General features: G+C 67.8%; 13 protein-coding genes and 1 riboswitch. Of the genes, 6 read left to right on the top strand and 7 right to left on the bottom strand.

Features of this window, described 5'->3' with window-relative positions; genetic code table 11:
• The first annotated feature begins 31 nt into the window (after positions 1-31).
• The 3 genes from N5J73_RS08305 (at position 32) to N5J73_RS08295 (ending at position 2,556) form a co-directional block, all read left to right on the top strand.
• On the top strand, positions 32-433 hold the full coding sequence (locus N5J73_RS08305; protein WP_049443640.1) for an acyl-CoA thioesterase: 402 nt from the start codon (positions 32-34) through the stop codon (positions 431-433).
• A gap of 55 nt (positions 434-488) precedes the next feature.
• Positions 489-1,295: an NAD-dependent protein deacetylase gene (locus tag N5J73_RS08300; RefSeq protein WP_049443639.1), complete on the top strand. Its 807-nt coding sequence runs from the start codon at positions 489-491 to the stop codon at positions 1,293-1,295.
• A 160-nt stretch (positions 1,296-1,455) separates the two neighbouring features.
• Positions 1,456-2,556 (top strand): NADH:flavin oxidoreductase/NADH oxidase, encoded by a 1,101-nt coding sequence (locus N5J73_RS08295; RefSeq protein WP_080354786.1) that lies wholly within the window; start codon positions 1,456-1,458, stop codon positions 2,554-2,556.
• A 3-nt stretch (positions 2,557-2,559) separates the two neighbouring features.
• Here the strand turns inward: N5J73_RS08295 and N5J73_RS08290 are convergent, their stop codons facing one another.
• Positions 2,560-3,471 (bottom strand): LysR family transcriptional regulator, encoded by a 912-nt coding sequence (locus N5J73_RS08290; protein WP_049443637.1) that lies wholly within the window; start codon positions 3,469-3,471, stop codon positions 2,560-2,562.
• A gap of 114 nt (positions 3,472-3,585) precedes the next feature.
• On the opposite strand from N5J73_RS08290, the gene purU reads away from it, so the two are divergent.
• Complete coding sequence (gene purU / locus N5J73_RS08285; RefSeq protein WP_049443651.1) at positions 3,586-4,437, top strand: formyltetrahydrofolate deformylase; 852 nt, start codon at positions 3,586-3,588, stop codon at positions 4,435-4,437.
• A 98-nt stretch (positions 4,438-4,535) separates the two neighbouring features.
• Here the strand turns inward: purU and pncA are convergent, their stop codons facing one another.
• The 4 genes from pncA to N5J73_RS08265 form a co-directional block, all read right to left on the bottom strand.
• Positions 4,536-5,162 carry a bifunctional nicotinamidase/pyrazinamidase gene (pncA, locus tag N5J73_RS08280; protein WP_049443635.1) on the bottom strand — a complete coding sequence of 209 codons (627 nt, stop codon included), beginning with the start codon at positions 5,160-5,162 and terminating at the stop codon, positions 4,536-4,538.
• Between the two features lie 55 nt (positions 5,163-5,217).
• On the bottom strand, positions 5,218-5,889 hold the full coding sequence (locus N5J73_RS08275) for an epoxyqueuosine reductase QueH (RefSeq protein ID WP_049443633.1): 672 nt from the start codon (positions 5,887-5,889) through the stop codon (positions 5,218-5,220).
• A gap of 175 nt (positions 5,890-6,064) precedes the next feature.
• Positions 6,065-6,294: riboswitch (cobalamin riboswitch) on the bottom strand.
• A gap of 79 nt (positions 6,295-6,373) precedes the next feature.
• Complete coding sequence (locus tag N5J73_RS08270; protein ID WP_049443631.1) at positions 6,374-7,783, bottom strand: nicotinate phosphoribosyltransferase; 1,410 nt, start codon at positions 7,781-7,783, stop codon at positions 6,374-6,376.
• A 64-nt stretch (positions 7,784-7,847) separates the two neighbouring features.
• Complete coding sequence (locus N5J73_RS08265; protein WP_086016255.1) at positions 7,848-8,903, bottom strand: bifunctional nicotinamide-nucleotide adenylyltransferase/Nudix hydroxylase; 1,056 nt, start codon at positions 8,901-8,903, stop codon at positions 7,848-7,850.
• Positions 8,904-9,091: 188 nt separating this feature from the next.
• Here N5J73_RS08265 and N5J73_RS08260 point away from each other — a divergent pair, with 188 nt between their 5' ends.
• Entirely contained in the window at positions 9,092-10,984 is a 1,893-nt protein-coding gene (locus tag N5J73_RS08260) for a patatin-like phospholipase family protein (protein ID WP_049443629.1), read from the top strand.
• 73 nt (positions 10,985-11,057) lie between these two features.
• Here N5J73_RS08260 and N5J73_RS08255 read toward each other — a convergent pair whose 3' ends face one another.
• Complete coding sequence (locus N5J73_RS08255; RefSeq protein ID WP_049443627.1) at positions 11,058-12,011, bottom strand: DUF1028 domain-containing protein; 954 nt, start codon at positions 12,009-12,011, stop codon at positions 11,058-11,060.
• Positions 12,012-12,325: 314 nt separating this feature from the next.
• Positions 12,326-13,693, bottom strand: a complete 1,368-nt coding sequence (locus N5J73_RS08250) for a short-chain fatty acyl-CoA regulator family protein (protein WP_049448184.1) — start codon at positions 13,691-13,693, stop codon at positions 12,326-12,328.
• 116 nt (positions 13,694-13,809) lie between these two features.
• On the opposite strand from N5J73_RS08250, the gene N5J73_RS08245 reads away from it, so the two are divergent.
• Positions 13,810-15,315 (top strand): CoA-acylating methylmalonate-semialdehyde dehydrogenase, encoded by a 1,506-nt coding sequence (locus N5J73_RS08245; protein WP_049448187.1) that lies wholly within the window; start codon positions 13,810-13,812, stop codon positions 15,313-15,315.
• The last annotated feature ends 13 nt before the right edge of the window (positions 15,316-15,328 follow it).

Raw genomic sequence — 15,328 nt, 5'->3', positions numbered from 1 at the left:
AATCCGCAGCACCCCACACCGAAGCACCCCCATGACCCCGATCGCCGAGACCGTGCCGCCCACCGAAGTGCGCATGGCCGAAATCGTCTTTCCCAATCACACCAACCACCTTGGCACCCTGTTCGGTGGCCAGGCGCTGGCCTGGATGGACAAGGCCGCCTTCCTGGCCGCCGCCCGTTACTCGCGCCGTACCGTGGTGACCGCGCGCAGCGACCAGGTCGACTTCAAGCTGCCGATCCGCATCGGCCAGATGGTGGAAACCATCGGCCGCATCGTCGAAGTCGGCCGCAGCTCGATGAAGGTCGAGGTGGAACTGATCGCCGAAGACCTGCACAGCGGCGAGCGCAAGCTGTGCACCCGCGGCCACTTCGTGATGATCGCGCTGGACGAGGAAGGCCACCCGATCGCGGTGCCGCCGCTGCCGGCGGCCTGATCCGCCGGCTGAACCTGCGCTTGCGGGGGCACGGCCGCGCCCCCATCTGGCAGCCATGACCCCGCCACTGACCGACTTCATCGACCGCGCCCAGCGCCTGTTCGTGCTGACCGGCGCCGGCTGCAGCACCGCCTCGGGCATTCCCGATTACCGCGATACCGACGGTCAGTGGAAACGCACGCCGCCGGTGACCTACCAGGCCTTCATGGGCGAGGCGGCCACCCGCCAGCGCTACTGGGCGCGCAGCCTGCTGGGCTGGCCGCGCTTCGGCCTGGCCCGGCCCAACGGCACCCACCAGGCCCTGGCCGCCCTGGAACGCCGCGGCAAGCTGCAGGTGCTGCTGACCCAGAATGTGGATGGCCTGCACCAGCGCGCCGGCAGCCACAACGTGATCGACCTGCATGGCCGCCTGGACCTGGTGCGCTGCATGGGCTGCGAGCGCCGCAGTGGTCGCGAGGAGTTCCAGCAGCGCCTGCTGGACGCCAATCCCGGCTGGGACGCGCTGCAGGCCGGCGTCGCCCCGGATGGCGACGCCGACCTGGAGACCGATTTCTCCACGTTCGTGGTGCCCGACTGCCCGCATTGCGGCGGCGTGCTGAAGCCGGACGTGGTGTTTTTCGGCGAGAACGTGCCGCGCGAACGCGTGGCGGCGGTGCATGAGCACCTGCAGCAGGCCGACGCCGTGCTGGTGGTGGGCTCGTCGCTGATGGTCTATTCCGGTTTCCGCTTCGTGCAGGCGGCCGCGAAGGCAGGGTTGCCGGTGGCGGCGCTGAATCGTGGCCGTACCCGTGCCGACGACCTGCTGCAGTTCAAGGACGAGCGGGACTGCGCCGAGGCGTTGGCCGGTTGGGTGGCGGGCTGAGCCGAGCGCGGGCTCGGCTCTACAAGGGGTTGTTGGTTTCTGTAGAGCCGAGCCCACGCTCGGCTTCAGCAGGCCGCGCGAAACAGCGATCCATCCAGACGGTTGATCCAGGAGCCGCGCAGCGGTGCAATACGCACCCCCTACGTCGTTCATCACCGCCGTGACCCAGCTGTTTTCGCCGATCTCGTTCGGCCCCCTGACCCTGTCCAACCGCATCGTCATCGCGCCGATGTGCCAGTACTCCGCCGAAGACGGCCGTGCCAGCGACTGGCACGCCATGCATCTGGGCAACCTGGCGCAGTCCGGTGCCGGCCTGCTGATCCTTGAAGCCACCGCCGTCGAACCGCGCGGCCGCATCAGCTGGGCCGACCTGGGCCTGTGGGACGACGGTACCGAAGCCGCACTGGCACAGGTGCTGGCCAGCGTCCGCCGCTGGTCGCCGATGCCGCTGGGCATCCAGCTGGGCCATGCCGGCCGCAAGGCCTCTGTGAACCGCCCGTGGGACGGTGGTGGCCAGCTGCCGGCCGATGACGCGCGTGGCTGGGCCACCGTGGCGCCGTCGCCGCTGCCGTTCCATGCCGCCGACCCGGCACCGCAGGAACTGGATGAGGCCGGCATCGCCGAGGTCATCGCCGCCTTCGCCGCCAGCGCGGTGCGCGCCGAGCGCCTGGGCTTCGAGCTGATCGAGCTGCATGCCGCGCACGGTTATCTGCTGCACCAGTTCCTGTCGCCGCTGAGCAACCACCGCACCGATGGCTACGGTGGCTCGCTGCCGAACCGCCTGCGCCTGCTGGTGGAAGTGTTCGATGCGGTGCGTGCGGCGGTGTCCGACAAGGTCGCGGTGGGCGTGCGTATTTCCGCCAGCGACTGGGTCGATGGCGGTTGGGATCTGGTGCAGAGCGAAGCGCTGGCCCAGGTGCTGGACGCGCGCGGCTGCAATTTCCTGCATGTCTCCAGCGGCGGCCTGGACGAGCGCCAGAAGATCACCGTCGGTCCGGGCTACCAGGTACCGTTCGCAGCAGCGATCAAGGCCAAGGTGCGCATGCCGGTCATCGCCGTGGGCATGATCACCGAGCCCGAGCAGGCCGAATCGATCCTGCGCCATCGCCACGCCGATGCTGTGGCCTTGGCGCGCGGCATTCTCTACGACCCGCGCTGGCCGTGGCATGCCGCCGCCGCGCTGCGCGACAGCGTGGAACCGGCGCCGCAGTACCTGCGCTGCGAGCCGCGCGATGCGCGCGGCGTGTTCAAGACGCGCTGAGGTTCACACCCGCCAGGCCGGCGCCATGCCGGCCTGCAGGTGCTCGAACAGCGCGCGGATCTTGGCGGTGAAATCGCGGCGGTCGCTGACGCAGAAATAGACCTCCATCGGCTCCGGGCGCCATCCAGTGTCGGCGCCGAACACCGCCTGCAGGCGACCATCGCGCAGGTACGGCTCGGCCACGAAGGCGGCCAGCCGGGTGATGCCGGCACCGGCCGCGGCCAGCGTTGCCAGTGCATCGATGTCATCGCAGACCATGCTCGGCGGCAGCGCGGCGTCCACGCGCTGTCCATCCTTCAGCAGGCCCCAGCGCAGCGGCCGGCCATCGGTGGGGAAGCGGTGCAGCAGCCCGCGATGACCGCTCAGCTCGGAGGGCTGCTTCGGCGTGCCGTGTGCCTTCAGGTAGGCCGGTGAGGCACAGAACACGAAGGGCACGCGTGCCAGCTGCCGTGCGACAACGCCGTCCTCCAGCTGCGCCCCGATGCGGATGCTGGCGTCCACCGCCTCAGGACCATGCTGCACGGCGCGGTCGGTCAGGCGCAGCTCCAGCTGCAGCTGCGGGTAGCGTTGCTGCAGCGAAGGCAGCAACGGTGCCAGCACGTGGCGACCGAAGGCGCTGCTGCCGGCGATGCGCAGCGGCCCCGCCGGTTCGATGTCACCGGAGGTGACCATCGCCTGCGCGCGCGCCAGGTCGGCTTCGATGTGGCGCACCTGCGCCAGGTACAGCGCGCCGGCCTCGCTGAGGGCCAGCTGCCGCGTACTTCGGTTCAGCAACCGTACGCCCAGGTGGGCCTCCAGACGGTTGATGTTCTGACCGACTGCGGTGGCGCTGATGCCAAGGATGCGGGCCGCGGCGGCAATGCTGCCGGTCTCTGCGGTGCGGGTGAAGCTGCGGATCAGTTGCAACAGGTTCATGACCGACCAGCTTGCCACGGGGAGTCCAAAGTATCGCTTGGGACTGAACCAAGCAGGTCGGTTGCATCCGTGATCATCCGGCCGCTGGGCAGGGCGCTGCCCTACACTGTGGCGATGCGCCCCGATTCCATTCTTACCCTGTCCTGCCCCGACCGCACCGGCATCGTCTACCGCGTGTCCGGCATGCTGTTCGACCACGGCTGCAACATCCTCGACGCCCAGCAGTTCGGTGATGAGGAAAGTGGCCGCTTCTTCCTGCGCGTGCACTTCGACCGCGATGCCGGCCTGCCGCTGGAGACCGTGCACGCGGCCATGGCCACGCTCGCCGAGGGCTTCGGCATGGATTGGCAGCTGCACGATGGCCGACGCCGCGCGCGCCTGCTGGTGCTGGTCAGCAAGCAGGGCCACTGCCTCAACGATCTGCTGTTCCGCGCCCACAGTGGCCAGCTGAAGGTGGACATCGCGGCGGTGGCGTCCAACCACGCCGACTTCGCGCCGCTGGCGGCGTCCTACCATGTGCCGTTCCACCACCTGCCGGTGACCGCCGATACACGCGCGGTGCAGGAGCAGCAGATCATCGACCTGGTCGAGCGCGAACGCATCGACCTGGTGGTGCTGGCGCGCTACATGCAGATCCTGTCACCCACGCTGTGCCGCGCGCTGGCTGGACGCGCGATCAACATCCACCACAGCTTCCTGCCCAGCTTCAAGGGCGCGCAGCCGTACCACCAGGCACACGCGCGCGGGGTCAAGATCATCGGCGCCACCGCGCACTACGTCACCGAAGACCTGGACGAAGGCCCGATCATCGAACAGGATGTGGCCCGCGTGGACCACGCGATGGCGCCGCGCGAGCTGGTGCGGCTGGGCAGCGATACCGAATCGCTGGTGCTGGCACGCGCGGTTCGCCGCCACGTGGAGCACCGCATTCTGCTCAACGGGCATCGCACCGTCGTATTCCGGTAGGTGCCTTTCTGTAGAGCCGAGCCATGCTCGGCTGCAGTTCGGCCCAATGCCGTGAATCTGACGGATGAGCCGAGCATGGCTCGGCTCTACAGGGCAACTCAGATGATCGCGATCCCCGCCTTGCCCAGCGCCTCGCGCACCATCGCGTCGTTGGCCTCGGTCACCGGCCGGGTCAGCTCCCACAGGAACTTCACCCGGAATCCGGACTTCACCGCGTCCTGCGCGCTCCACAGCACGCAGTAGTCACGGGCCAGGCCGCATACGTGCACTTCGCGAATGCGGCGTTCGTGCAGCCAGCCGGCCAGGCCGGTGGCCGGGCGCTCCCCGTCAGGGCCATGGTTCTCGCGGAAGGCGCTGTATGAATCCACCTGTTGGCGCGTGCCCTTGCGCAGGATCAGGTCGGCCACGGTCCAGTCCACGTCCGGATGCAGGGCGGCACCGGCGCTGCCCTGCACGCAGTGGTCCGGCCACAGGGTCTGCGGCTGCGCATGCAGCAGGATGGTCTCGAAGGGGCGTTGGCCGGGGTGCTGGCTGGCGAACGAGGCGTGGTCGGCCGGGTGCCAGTCCTGTGTTGCCACCACGGTGCGGTAGCGGCGCTGCGCCAGCAGATCGGCAATCGGTGCCACCAGCGCATCGCCCTGGTCGCAGGCCAGCGCACCGCCGGGCATGAAGTCCGGCTGCAGGTCGATCACCAGCAGGGCGACATCGGCGGGCAGGGCGGTCATGGCAGTTCCGGTACAACAGAAGGGGCGACCAGCGTGGCCGCCCCATGCCTGCACGTCAATCGCCCTGCGGCGTCTCAGCGTCCTGCCCGTAGTACAGCAGGCCGATCTTGATCCGTTCGCGCCCGTTCTCGCGGCGGTGGCGGTTGGCATCGCGCAGTGAATACACGCAGCCGCAGTACTCCTGCTGGTAGAACTGCTCGCGCTTGCTGATCTCGATCATGCGGCTGGCACCGCCGCCCTTGCGCCAGTTGTAGTCCCAATACTGCAGGCCTTCATAGCGCGAGGCGGCGCGGATGCCGCAATCGTTGATCTGCGCCATGTTCTTCCAGCGCGAGATGCCCAGCGAAGAACTGATGGTGTCGTAGCCGTGCTCGTGCGCGTACAGCGCAGTGCGCTCGAAACGCATGTCGAAGCACATCGTGCAGCGGATGCCGCGTTCGGGCTCGTTTTCCATGCCGCGGGCACGGCTGAACCAGTTGTCGGTGTCGTAGTCGCAGTCGATGAAGGGAATGCCATGCTGTTCGGCGAAGCGGATGTTTTCCTGCTTTCGCAGTTCGTATTCCTTCACCGGATGGATGTTGGGGTTGTAGAAGAAGATCGCGTAGTCGATCCCGGAGGCGGTGATCGCCTCCATTACTTCGCCCGAACAGGGCGCGCAGCACGAATGCAGCAGCAGGCGCTTGCCGTCGGCGGGCAGGGTCAGGGTGGGGCGTTGGAGCTCGGTCATCGTCAGGTACCGCATGGACCGCCGGCAACGGCGGTGGCCCATGCATCAGCGCGTGGGTGAACAGGTCTGGCCGGATACCGTGAACAGGACGCGCGCGGCCGCGCGGCCTGCACGCGCAGGACGACGACGGCCCCGGCAACCTCCCCGCGGAGATTCCAGGTCGAGTCAGGGAACGGTCGTGTCCCCCGGCCGGGGCCGGTATTCGGGCTGATGGACACGGGCCGCAGCCCACCTACTACCTGCCGCTTCCCAGGCGCGAGCCCAGTGCTGTTGGCAGGATTCGTTTCCATTCACCGCTGCGGGGCAGCTCCGGAATGGGCGCGCGAGGCGCCTTCACCGGATTCCCGTTTAAATCCCTCCCCGCGCCGGAGCGATGAGAGGGATACCTTCGGCGTGTGCAAAGTGGACCTGTTGGTGGCGCGGGTCAAGAGCGCAGGGGGCAGAGCCCGCTGCGCTGCAACGGGATCCGACCCCGGAAACACCTTCAATGCCCTGCGGCAGCCCGCGTGCGGATATCGTCCAGCCGCTGGTCGTGCAGCAGGCGGCCGTTCTCCCACACGGTCACCATTGCGTCTTCGAAGCCGTCCGGCAGGGTGTCGTCGCCGCTGGCCGGCAGTGGCACCGTATGCAGGCTGCCATCGTCCAGGCGGCGCAGCAGGCGCATGCGGCCGCGCTTGCTGGTCTTGCCAGCATCGGTGACCGGATCCTTGTAGACGTCGATCCACTCACCCTCGACCCTCGCCGCCGAGCACTTCAGTGCGAACTTCTGCGTATCGCGGTCCAGCCGCTGCAGCAGCGCACCGCCCATGCCGAAGGCTACGTTGTCGGCGGCGTAGCCGTCGTCGGTGATGCGTTGCAGGATGGCGCGGATGGTATCCGGGTTGATGCCATCGCCCTGGATCACCCGCACGTGGTTGAGCACGCGGTAGCCCTTGCTGTTGAGGGTGTGGCCGAAGGCTTCATCCAGCCGGCGCAGGCTTTCGGCAACCACCTCCACCGGGTCGCCCGAGTCGGGGCGGATGACCAGGGTGGCACCGGAGGCGATCACTTCATCGCGCAGGGTGGTACCCCAGTGCTCGCTGATGGCGCGGTAGATGTCATAGCTGTCCGACACCACCGCTACGATCGCACCGGGCTTGCCGAACTGGCGCAGCATGTTGCGGTAGGCGTCCACCTCGCGCTCGCGGCCCCAGCTGGTGATCGTGCTGTGCTCGGCGGCGGGAATCGAATAGCCGGCCATCGGCGCGTGATAGTGCGCGCGCGCCAGGCACAGCGCCGAGACCGTATCGGTGCCGAGGAAGTTGACCAGGTGCGCGGCACCGCCCAGCGCGGCCGATTCCAGGCTCGAGACACCGCGCGCGCCGAAGTCGTGCAGCTTGAACGGCAGCTGCCCCTGCGGATCGTCGCTGGTCTGCTGCAGGAACGCGGCAATGGTCTGCCGTGCATGCCAGCTGATGGTGGCCACGGTGACCGGGTACCACACGCGCAGCAGCAGCGTTTCCAGGTACGACGGCACCCAGAATGCGGCCGGATCGGTCGATTCGATGGTCATCAGTGCCTGGTGGGTGGGCACCACGCTGCCCTCGGGCACGGCGCGGATGCGTACCGGCAGATGGCCGCCGAGACGGTCGACGATATCGCGCCAGCCGGCCTCGTTGAACGGTTCGCCATGCGCGGCGAACACCGCAGCGGCATCGTCGATATCGGCGTGGGTGACCGGCCGTGCCAGCGCGTCCTTGAGGATCGCCTGCAGGCCGAAGAACACCGTGCGATCGTGCAGGCCGCCACGTGATTCGACGTAGAAAAACGTGGCATCGGTACCCGGCGGGTACTGCAGCCAGTGGCTGGCCTTGTAGCTGTCGGTGTTGAGGAGAAGATTATCGAGGTAGTGCATGACGGAAGCTCCTTCGCGTCGAGTGACACCAGCGGTCTATCCGCCAGTGGGGAGGCCGGGCCTGTCAGCCGCGGCCGAGGAAATACTCCAGGATGTGCAGGTGGTCTTCGAACAGCTGCGGGCCCATGTCCAGGGCTTCGCTTACCGGTATCCAGCGGGCCTTGTCGGCATCGTCGCCACCGCGCACCGGCGGCAGGTCACCGGCCGGGAATTCGAAGTGGAAACCGTGGGTGATGGTGCGGCCGCGCTGGCTGCGGTCGGGATGGTCGAAGACCTGCTGTCCCTTCAGCGAACCCTTCAGCACCGGCAGCGGAATCTTCAGCCGGGTTTCCTCGCGCAGTTCGCGCAGGCAGCTGTCGAGCAGGCTCTGTTCCTGACCGACGAAACCGCCGGGCAGCGCCCACAGCCCCTTGCCGGGTTCCGAACGGCGACGCACCAGCAGCACGTGGCCCGAATGCACCACCACCGCATCGGTGGTGACGAAGGTGGGCGCGTAGGGCGCATCCTTCCAGGCGGCCTTGTACTGTTCGATGAAGCGGTACTCGGCCACCAGCTGGCCATAGGCAGGCGCGCTCTTGCGGAACGCTTCGAGCATGTCGTACACCGGCGCCGGCACGTTGCCACGCAACATCAGCAGTGCGCCGTGGAAGTCGACGTCGCCGGCTTCGAACAGGTAGCGCCGCAGCTCGGTGGCCGACAGGGTGGCGGTGTGCTGCACGTCCACCAGCGGCCACTGCGGGAATTCGCGCAGGTAATAGCTGGAGGCATCCTTGTCCATGCCGATCAGGCCCACCTTTGCATCGGCGGCGGCACCGTCGTTGCGCAGGGCCTCGGCCACCTGGCGCTGCACGTTGGCGATCCACTGCGCTTCGTTGTAGAGGTGGTCGCGCAGCGGGCGGATCAGCAGGCGGTCGGTGTGGCCATCGAGGGCAGCCTGGATCATCACGGCGCGTTCGGCCACGGTCCAGGGATTGCGGAGGCTGCGGGGAGTATCGGCAGAACCGACCAGGAAGATCAGCTTGCGGGCCCGGCTCAGGGCCAAGCGGGCAACGGCGGCGTGGCCGTTGTGGAAGGGCTCGAATCGCCCGATGAAGACGAGATAGTCGAATTCCATGAGAATCCCTCATGTCGTTGTGGCAGCCGCGGGTCTGTCCCTTGGCTTGCTGCAGATGCTACGCCGATGGCGCGGCGGGTCAAGCCTGCAGGCATGCCATCGGCTGAACGCCGCAGATTCCTGTCCGGACTGCGGTGGTGTTCTCAGGCCCTGAGAAGCCTCTGCGCCATACTGGTACCCACGCGGCGGACGGCATGCTCGGGGTCAAGACAGTGGCGGACAAGTACTGCGATCTGGTCATGAAAGGCGGCATCACCAGCGGCATCGTGTACCCCAATGCGGTACTGGCGCTGGCGCGCGAGTATCGCTTCAAGAGCATCGGCGGCACTTCGGCCGGCGCCATCGCCGCGGCGGTGGCGGCTGCGGCAGCGTGTGGTGATCGCCGTCAGCAGGCCGGCGAGCACCTGCCCGGCGATGCCGGCTATGGCGGGTTGTCGGCGGTATCGGCGCAGCTGTCGCGGCGCGGCTTCATCTACAGCCTGTTCCAGCCGGCGCGCGGCGCGCGCGCGGCCTATCGGCTGCTGGTGGTGCTGACCGGCAATGCCAGCCTGCCGCACAAGCTGCTGTGCCTGGCGGTTGCCGTGTTCGAGATCGCGCCGCTGGAAGTGCTGGTGTCGTTGGCGCTGCTGCTCGGCCTGGGCTGGTGGGGCGGTGGTTGGAGCGGCGTGGCGGCCACGCTGCTGCCGTCGCTGCTGTGTGCATATGGTGCCGGCGTAGCCGGTGCCGCGCTGCGGGTCGCGCGTGTGGCGCGGCGCAACCTGCTGGGCCTGTGCAGTGGACTCGGCCGCGATGCACGCACGCCGGCACTGACCGAGTGGCTGCACGAATGCCTGCAGCAGTTGTCCGGCAAGCCGCTGGATGCACCGCTCACCTTCGCCGACCTGCACGACGCGCCGCGCTATGCCGGCGAGCCGGACAGCCCGCATGCGATCAGCCTGCAGATGATCACCACCTGCGTGTCGCACAACGAGCCGCGTACGCTGCCGCTGGGTGGCGCGCAGTTCTGGTTCCTGCGCGAGGAATTCGAGCAGCTGTTCCCGGCCAGCGTGGTGCAGTGGCTGGTGACGCAGGCCGGCCCGCCGTTGGAGGTGGAAGGGCGGCAGTACTACCACCTGCCGCCGGGCCCGCAGCTGCCGGTGCTGGTGGCCACGCGCATGAGCCTGAGCTTCCCGCTGTTGATCAGCGCAGTGCCGCTGCACGAGCCCTCGCGGCGCGAGCGTCGCTGCGAACCGACCGCGCCGGCGGCCGACCCCGAGCACAACGTGGCCGACAGCATGGAAGGACTGACCAGCGCCGGGCAGGCTTGCGGTCCGGTGATCACCGCCTTCCGCATCTGCTGGTTCTCCGATGGTGGCATCAGCAGCAACTTCCCGATCCATCTGTTCGATGCCGCGTTGCCACGCTGGCCGACCTTCGCCATCAATCTGGTCTACCCGCAGCACGCCGAAGAGGTGAACCACGGCAGCAGTGGCCGCCAGTCGCTGGAACACGCCGTGTTCCTGCCCACCGAAAACCGACACGGCTGGCAGCGCACCTACCAGTCGATCGCCACACCACTGGCAGCCGCCGAGCTGGGTCGCTTCCTGTTCGCGGTGGTGGCGACCATGCAGAACTGGCGCGATCTGCTGCAGGCGCGCGCGCCGGGCTACCGCGACCGCATCGTGCACGTCAGCCTGCAGGGCGACGAAGGTGGCATGAATCTGGACATGCCGCAGGAGGTGCTGACCCGCATCGCTGACAAGGGCAGCCTGGCCGGTGCGCGCTTCTGTTCGTTCTCGTTCGAGAACCACTACTGGATCCGCTGGCGCAACCTGGCGTCGGCCTATCAGCGTTACACGCTGGAAGTGGCGCGAACCGACGACCCGGCGCAGCAGGTGCTGGCCTACCGCGCGGCGTACGCGATGGTTGCCCGCGGTGAACCGTCTCCGCCCTCGTACAAGCTGGGCTCGGAAGACAAGCGGCTGGCCTCGCAGCAGCTGTGGGGGTTGATGGTCGAGCAGGGCCGCAGCTGGGAGGACCTCGGCCCCGACCTCACCGACGGTGCACCACGCCCGCTGCCGCAGATGAAGGTCACGCCGATCTACTGATCTCCGCCGCAGCCGATTGAACTGTTCTGGTGGGTGCCGACCTTGGTCGGCACGATCTGACCCCTGCGGTGCCTCATCGCCACGACGCCACCACCGCATCACCCTGCAAGGGTACATACAACGGCAGCGCCAGCTCCTGCTTCACCCAGCCCGGATTGAGCGCACGCAGGCCGGCCAGGTATTCGCGGGCCAGCTCGATATCCCCCTGCCGCATCGCCAGGCGCGCAGCGCGCGCCCAGGTGCGGTCCCAGCCATGGGCCAGCGACAACGAGGTCGCCAGTGCCGCACGCGCCCCTGCCACATCGCCTTTCTCCCAGCGCTGCTCGGCGCGGATGATCGCCTCGTTGGACAGGCGCATGTCGTACAGCTCGCGCAGCCTTGCGACCGCGCGTGGGTCAGCGTCCACGCGCAGGTCGGTGTCCTGCCAGTCGCCGCCGGGCGTACGCACCAGCAGCGCCGCCGACCACTGTCCGCTGCGTTGACCACCCGCTGCCTGACCCGCTTCCAACGCCGCCAGCAGGCGCGCGGCCAGCGGCCCACGTGAGGTGGCGAAGACGCGTTGCATCGATGCCAGCACCTCCCGCCCGGCCAGACCATTGCCCTGCACGCTCAGCATGCCCTCGCCCTGCGCACCGGCCCAATCCGCCTGCTGCGCGGTAGCGCCGGTGTACTGCGCATTGCCGCCGCGTGCGCTGACCAGCCCCACCTGGCGCTCGGCCAGCGTGGTGCCATCGAAGTTGCCATCTTCATCCAGCAGCTGCTTCAGCACCTGCGCAGGCGTGCGGCCTTTGGCCATCAACTCCAGACCCTTCGACCCATAGGTCGGGTTGGTTTCGAACTGGCTGGCGACCGCACCCACTTTCGCCTGCGCCCACGGCACGCCCACGCCGCCGACCGCCAGGTTATGCGTGGCCACCGCCACCCCACAGTCGCCGGCCTCGTTGCAGGCGGCAATGGAGAACGTCGCCCACGCCGGTGTGGCGGTGGCAGCGAGCAGCAGGGCCAGGCAAGAGCGCAACAGGGGCATGGGTGTCTCCATGGGCAGGCATTGCAATGGGATGCAGCCTACGCACGAAAGGTTTAGTAGATCCACGCGATGTGTGGATCAAGCGTGTCGACCAAGGTCGACACCCACCAAGAGCAGCGGGAAACTGTCGAAGGCGGGGTGGGTCCGGTTGCGGGGGTGTCCGCGGCATGGATGCCGCGGCCAAGCCCCCAAGGACGGGTTTACGGCGTCCCCCGCAACCGGATCCACCCTGCCATCCCACGGAAAGCCCGCTGTTGCTTTTGCTGTTGCCTTGGATTGAAGCAGGTGCAGGGCGCAGCCCTGCCGAACCAACCCTACTGCCCCGGCAACTGCGCGAACGCGCGCTGCATGCAATCCTCCCGCGGGCACACCCGGCACCCCGGCCCGATCGAAACCGAATTGCCCGGGCTCTGCACGTCCAGCCCCAGCGAATACACCAGCCGCTCGGCATGCTGCAGGTCGCAGCCCAGCGCTACCGCAAACGTCTTGCGTGGCTGGCCATGGCCGACCGGCCCGCTGCTGACCTGCCGTGCCAGCCAGAAATGTCGGCGGCCATCGGGCATGCGCGCGGTCTGGGTAAGGATGCGGCCGGGCTGGTTGAACGCCTCGTAGACGATCCACAGCGGGCACGAACCACCCACCTGCGAGAAATGGAAATCGGTGGCCGAATGGCGCTTGGACACGTTGCCGGCGCGATCCACGCGGATGAAAAAGAACGGCAGGCCGGGCGCACTGCGCCGCGCCAGCGTGCTCAGCCGATGGCAGACCGCTTCAAAGCCCACGCCGAACTGGTGAGCCAGCAGCTCGATGTCGTAGCTGCTGGCTTCGGCCGCCCGCAGGAAACGCATATACGGCATCACCAACGCACCGGCGAAATAGTTCGACAGGCCAATCCGCGCCTGCGCGATGCGTGCCTCATCGGTGAAGCCGGCACGTGCCACCACCGCATCGATCTGCGGCAGGTAGCCGTGCAGGGCCAGCTCGGCGGCCATCTGGAACGCCTGCTGGCCCGGCTCCAGGTAGTCCGGCAGCCACAACCGGCGCGTGCCCGCGTCGTACTGGCGTTTCTCGCGCCCGGCCTGCAGCGCGGCCACTTCCACCAGCACGCCATGGCGGTCGGCCAACAGCTGGCGCAGGCGCGGCGCCACGTGCCCGGGCGACAGCCCCCACTCGGCGAACAGGCGCTCGGCCAGCTCATCCAGCTCGGGAATGTGGTTGTGCATGCGGTTGAAGAACTCACGCACCTGGTCACCGGCGGGCAGGATGCTGCCGGCGCCGGGTTCACCCAGCTGGAACTCCAGGGCGGCGGCATGCTCACGCAGCGCCAGGTGGCGGCGGTGCAGGTCCAGCAACGCGCGGCTGACCTGCGGCAGGTTGCCGGCCAAGGCGCGCAGCTCGGTCGCGCTGACATCGGCCAGGCCGAGGTCGCGCAGAGTCTCGCCCAATGACTCCTGCAGCGCGGCGGGCTCATCTTCGTCGAACAGTGCGGAAACATCGCCCAATACCTCGCCCAGCTTCTTCTGCACGGCCGGGGTGAGCGGGCGCTTGTTGCGCTCGATCTGGTTCAGGTAGCTGGCCGATAGGCCCAAGGCGCGGGCCAGGTCCACCTGGCTGTAGCCACGCTGCTCGCGCAGCCGCAGCAGGCGCAGGCCAAGTTGCCGCTGTGTGGCTGAATAATTCACAGAATTAACATGAATCGTCTGGCGTGTTGGCCAGATTAAGCGGATTCAGCCCGGAAATCGAGGTGGGTGCTGTGAATAATGCCAAGCATCTTTCGCACCCCGTGGGATTTGTCGTCATGACTGTTGCAGCGCCCCGTATCCGCATGCTGATCGATGGCCAGTTCGTTGAATCGGCCACTTCCCACTGGCAGGACGTGATCAATCCGGCCACCCAGGACGTGCTGGCCAAGGTGCCGTTCGCCACCACCGGCGAAGTGGACGCCGCCGTCGCCGCCGCCAAGGAAGCCTTCAAGACCTGGCGCAAGACCCCCATCGGTACCCGCGCGCGCATCTTCCTGAAGTACCAGCAGCTGATCCGCGAGAACATGAGCGAGCTGGCCCACATCCTCACCGCCGAACAGGGCAAGACCCTGCCGGACGCCGAAGGCGATGTATTCCGCGGCCTGGAAGTGGTCGAGCACGCCGCCGCCATCGGCAACCTGCAGCTGGGCGAGCTGGCCAACAACGTGGCCAATGGCGTGGATACCTACACGATCATGCAGCCGCTGGGCGTGTGCGCCGGCATCACCCCCTTCAACTTCCCGGCGATGATCCCGCTGTGGATGTTCCCGATGGCCATTGCCACCGGCAACACCTTCATCCTCAAGCCGTCCGAGCAGGACCCGATGGTCACCATGCGCCTGGTCGAGCTGGCGCTGGAAGCGGGCATTCCGAAGGGCGTGCTGAACGTCGTCCACGGTGGCGAGGAAGTGGTCAACGCGATCTGCGACCACCCGGACATCAAGGCCGTGTCGTTCGTCGGTTCCACCCGCGTCGGCACCCATGTCTACAACCGCGCCTCGCTGGCCGGCAAGCGCGTGCAGTGCATGATGGGCGCCAAGAACCACGCCGTGGTGCTGCCGGACGCCAACAAGGAACAGACCCTCAACGCGATGGTCGGCGCCGCCTTCGGTGCGGCCGGCCAGCGCTGCATGGCCGCCTCCACCCTGGTGCTGGTCGGTGAAGCGCGCAACTGGGTGCAGGACCTGGTGACCAAGGCCCAGACCCTGAAGGTCAGCGCCGGCACCGTGTCCGGCACCGACGTCGGCCCGGTCATTTCCTGCAGCGCCCGCGAGCGCGTGGAAGGCCTGATCGCCTCGGGCGTGGAGCAGGGCGCCAAGCTGGTACTGGATGGCCGCAAGCCGCAGGTGGATGGCTTCGAGAAGGGCAACTTCGTCGGCCCGACCATCTTTGCCGGTGTCACCACCGACATGCGCATCTACCAGGAAGAAATCTTCGGGCCGGTGCTGGTCATCCTCGAAGCGGAAACGCTGGAAGACGCCATCGCGATGGTCAACAGCAACCCGAACGGCAATGGCACCGCCCTGTTCACCCAGTCCGGCGCGGCCGCACGCAAGTTCCAGGAAGACATCGACGTCGGCCAGGTCGGCATCAACGTGCCGATCCCGGTGCCGGTGCCGCTGTTCTCGTTCACCGGCTCGCGCGCGTCCAAGCTGGGTGACCTGGGTCCGTACGGCAAGCAGGTGGTGCTGTTCTACACCCAGACCAAGACGGTCACCGCGCGCTGGTTCGATGACGAAACGCTGAGCCATGGCGTCAACACCACGATCAGCCTGAAGTAACGGCAGGAGCAGC

Origin of the sequence: Stenotrophomonas sp. GD03654 (assembly GCF_029845105.1) — a bacterium.
Classification (GTDB): domain Bacteria; phylum Pseudomonadota; class Gammaproteobacteria; order Xanthomonadales; family Xanthomonadaceae; genus Stenotrophomonas; species Stenotrophomonas africana.
The sequence above is the reverse complement of the archived record's forward strand: the minus strand, read 5'-3'. Positions and strand labels throughout refer to the sequence as shown.

What these genes read in the sequence shown, in the direction of transcription:
- purU (WP_049443651.1), top strand. Translation starts at nt 3,586, where the DNA reads ATGCGCCCCGATTCCATTCTTACCCTGTCCTGCCCCGACCGCACCGGC.
- N5J73_RS08270 (WP_049443631.1), bottom strand. Translation starts at nt 7,783, where the DNA reads ATGCACTACCTCGATAATCTTCTCCTCAACACCGACAGCTACAAGGCC.
- N5J73_RS08275 (WP_049443633.1), bottom strand. Translation starts at nt 5,889, where the DNA reads ATGACCGAGCTCCAACGCCCCACCCTGACCCTGCCCGCCGACGGCAAG.
- N5J73_RS08305 (WP_049443640.1), top strand. Translation starts at nt 32, where the DNA reads ATGACCCCGATCGCCGAGACCGTGCCGCCCACCGAAGTGCGCATGGCC.
- N5J73_RS08290 (WP_049443637.1), bottom strand. Translation starts at nt 3,471, where the DNA reads ATGAACCTGTTGCAACTGATCCGCAGCTTCACCCGCACCGCAGAGACC.
- pncA (WP_049443635.1), bottom strand. Translation starts at nt 5,162, where the DNA reads ATGACCGCCCTGCCCGCCGATGTCGCCCTGCTGGTGATCGACCTGCAG.
- N5J73_RS08260 (WP_049443629.1), top strand. Translation starts at nt 9,092, where the DNA reads ATGCTCGGGGTCAAGACAGTGGCGGACAAGTACTGCGATCTGGTCATG.
- N5J73_RS08300 (WP_049443639.1), top strand. Translation starts at nt 489, where the DNA reads ATGACCCCGCCACTGACCGACTTCATCGACCGCGCCCAGCGCCTGTTC.
- N5J73_RS08245 (WP_049448187.1), top strand. Translation starts at nt 13,810, where the DNA reads ATGACTGTTGCAGCGCCCCGTATCCGCATGCTGATCGATGGCCAGTTC.
- N5J73_RS08255 (WP_049443627.1), bottom strand. Translation starts at nt 12,011, where the DNA reads ATGCCCCTGTTGCGCTCTTGCCTGGCCCTGCTGCTCGCTGCCACCGCC.